Annotated in this window: 2 protein-coding genes; one reads left to right on the top strand and one right to left on the bottom strand. The window is 70.1% G+C overall.

Annotation, left to right across the window (positions count from 1 at the left end):
* Positions 1-1184 (bottom strand): ABC transporter permease (locus tag FKP22_RS26290; protein WP_170201098.1); only part of this gene is annotated, 1184 nt, incomplete at its 3' end.
* 173 nt (positions 1185-1357) lie between these two features.
* Between FKP22_RS26290 and FKP22_RS26295 the strand changes: the two genes are divergently transcribed.
* Positions 1358-2683 carry a sigma-54-dependent transcriptional regulator gene (locus FKP22_RS26295; RefSeq protein ID WP_141290839.1) on the top strand — a complete coding sequence of 442 codons (1326 nt, stop codon included), beginning with the start codon at positions 1358-1360 and terminating at the stop codon, positions 2681-2683.
* Positions 2684-2823 lie beyond the last annotated feature (140 nt).

Here is a 2823-nt window from a genome sequence, read left to right on the forward strand (position 1 = left end):
AGCAGCGCGCCCCCGGCCAGGCTGGCGACCACAGACGCAGGCGACAGCACGGGGTGATCAAACCGGTGCGGCAGCAGCGCCTCGGCCAGCGGCGTGACCCACCAGGCCAGCAAAAGACCGAGCAGGCTGGCCGCCATCGCCACCACCAGCGCCTCACCACAAAGCATCAGCCACAGGGCGCCCGGCCCCGCGCCCAGCGTCTTGCGCAGCGCGATCTCGCGCTGGCGGCGCAGCAAGCTGACGCTGCCAAGGTTCACCACATGCACCGCAGCCAGCAGCAAGGTGACCAGGGCCGCCAGCCCCAGGCTCAGCATCTGCCGCCAGCGCAGGGTGCTGCCGTCGCCTCGCAAGCCCCATTCGTCCAGCGACATGGCGCGATAGTCGTCGCCCGGACTGTTCAACTGGCGGTGTTGATCGGCAGCCCGCTGCGCCCAGGCTCCGAGTTGTTCCGCGTGCGCCTGCGGCAGCAGCCGGGCATACAGCGCGCTGCCTGCGAACCACCATCCACCAAGCTTTTGCCCTCGCGCCCGCACCGGCGCCGAGTCGAAGCCAAAAATGGCATCGAACTCGCGCAGCATCGCCTGGGCAGGCACCGGCCCCAGCACGGCCGCCACCGTCCAGGTGGTGGGCGTGCCCGCTGCTTCTGGCCCGGCAAGCCGAACCTGGCGACCCAGCCAATCGCCCGGCGACCCCTCTGCACCGAACAGCTGCTCCGCGGCCGCTTCGGTCAGGGCCACACCATCGGGCCGGGTGAGCACGGCCGACAGGTCTCCGGCACGCACCGGCAGCATGAACAGGGAGGTCAACTCTGGATCCGCCAGCATGGCGCGCATCCGCACCGCTCGGCCAGTGCCCCGCAAAGCCCAGTTCACGCTGTCCACCCGGGCGCTGGCCGCCATGGGGGCGCCTTCCGCCTGCAGGGCTTCCCGCAGGGCAGAGGCGGGCACAAACCCGGACCATTCGGCCACAGCGTTGCCCTCGGAGCCTCGTGCGCGCCGCTCGAAGGTCACCACGCCGGACGAGGCCAGCACCCCTGCATCGGCTTGCAGATGATCCCGCACCAATGCCGCGGCCAGGCAGGCCAGCCCCATTGCCAAGCCCAGCGCACTGATGGCAATCATGGTTTGCGTGGGGCTTCGCCACACCCGGCGCCAGACGCCCAACAAGCCGAATCGAAAATTCATGACCCGCACTTTGCAAGGCGGGTGCCAGCAAGCCCACCCCGGAAAATCAAGGACTTGGCGACAACGCCACTGCGCCTGGCGTGCGCCTTCGCACACCCGGGCGTCCGGAAGCGGACACTTTCGCTGCGCCAGTTTGCGAGGCATGCGCAGGCGCTGGCAAGATGCCAGCCCGCATGACCGAAGCGCCTTTGCCCCGCCTGCTGATCCTCGATGACGACGCCGATGTGGCGACGGCTGCGCGGCTGCTGCTGCGGCGCCGCTTCAGCGAAGTGATGACGCTGCAGCAGCCTGGGGGCCTGTTGGCCGCCATCGAACGCTTCAAGCCCGACCTGCTGCTGCTGGACCTGAACTTCGCGCCGGGCGAAGCCGACGGCGCGCATGGGCTCACGGTGCTGCGGCAACTCGCCGCACGCCGCGACGCGCCGGCAGTGATCGCCATGACCGCCTATGCCGAAGTCGATCTGGCGGTGCAGGCGCTGCAACTGGGCGCCGTTGATTTCGTCACCAAGCCCTGGGACAACGCCCGCATGGTGGCCAGCATTGCCGCTGCACTGGCGCGGCGCGCACCCGCCAGCGCAGCGGGCTCGCCGCTGCTGGGCGGCTCACCTGCCATGCAAGCCCTGCGCGCGCAGATCGCCAGCGTCGCGCCCACTGAAGCGAATGTGCTGATCCTCGGCGAAAACGGCGTGGGCAAGGAACTGGTGGCGCAGGCCGTGCACCAGGCCTCCAAGCGCACAGCCGGGCCTTTCCTGGCGGTGGACATGGGTACGCTGCCGGCCAGCACCTTCGAGAGCGAACTGTTCGGCCACCGCGCCGGCAGCTTCACCGACGCACGCCAGGCCCGTGCCGGCCGCTTCCAGGCTGCGCGCGGGGGCACCCTGTTCCTCGACGAAATCGGCAACCTGCCGCTGCCGCAGCAGGCCAAGCTGCTGACGGCGCTGGAGCGCAGGCAGGTCACGCCACTGGGCGCCGACACCCCCGAAGCGGTGGACGTGCGCATCGTCAGCGCCACCAACCTGCCGGAAGCCGGCTTGTTCGACCCTCAGCAGTTCCGCGCTGACCTGCTGTGGCGGCTCAACACCATCGTGCTGCGCGTGCCCCCACTGCGAGATCGCCCAGACGACGTGCTGCCGCTGGCCGCGCACTATCTTGCCCTCTACGCCCGTCAACACGGCAAGCCGCTGCGCGGGCTCAGCGAGGCAGCCGCCCAGGTCCTTCAAGGGCACGACTGGCCCGGCAATGTGCGCGCGCTGCGCCATGCATGCGAGCGCGCCAGCATCCTGGCCACCGGGTCGGTGCTTCAGCCAGAAGACTTTGCGCTGCCCCTCCATGCCGTTGCCGCCGTGGAGGGCAAGGCCCCGCTGCACCTCGCAAGACGCGAACGCGACGCCGTGGCAGCCGCGCTGGCGCAAGCCCAGGGCAACATCAGCCAGGCTGCCAAACTGCTGGGCGTGAGCCGCGCCGCCCTGTACCGGCGGCTGGAAAAACATGGGCTCTGACGGCACCGCCAATCCCACGCGACACCGCAGGACAGGCGTGGCCATCAGCGCGCTTGGCCTGTGCGCCATCAGCGCAGCCGCCGTGGCCTGCGCCGATTCGCCGCGCACCTTGTCGGCACTGGCGCTGACCGCAGCCGCTC

It is taken from the genome of Ideonella azotifigens (genome assembly GCF_006519715.1).
Taxonomy (GTDB): domain Bacteria; phylum Pseudomonadota; class Gammaproteobacteria; order Burkholderiales; family Burkholderiaceae_C; genus Ideonella; species Ideonella azotifigens.

What these genes read in the sequence shown, in the direction of transcription:
- FKP22_RS26295 (WP_141290839.1), top strand. Translation starts at nt 1,358, where the DNA reads ATGACCGAAGCGCCTTTGCCCCGCCTGCTGATCCTCGATGACGACGCC.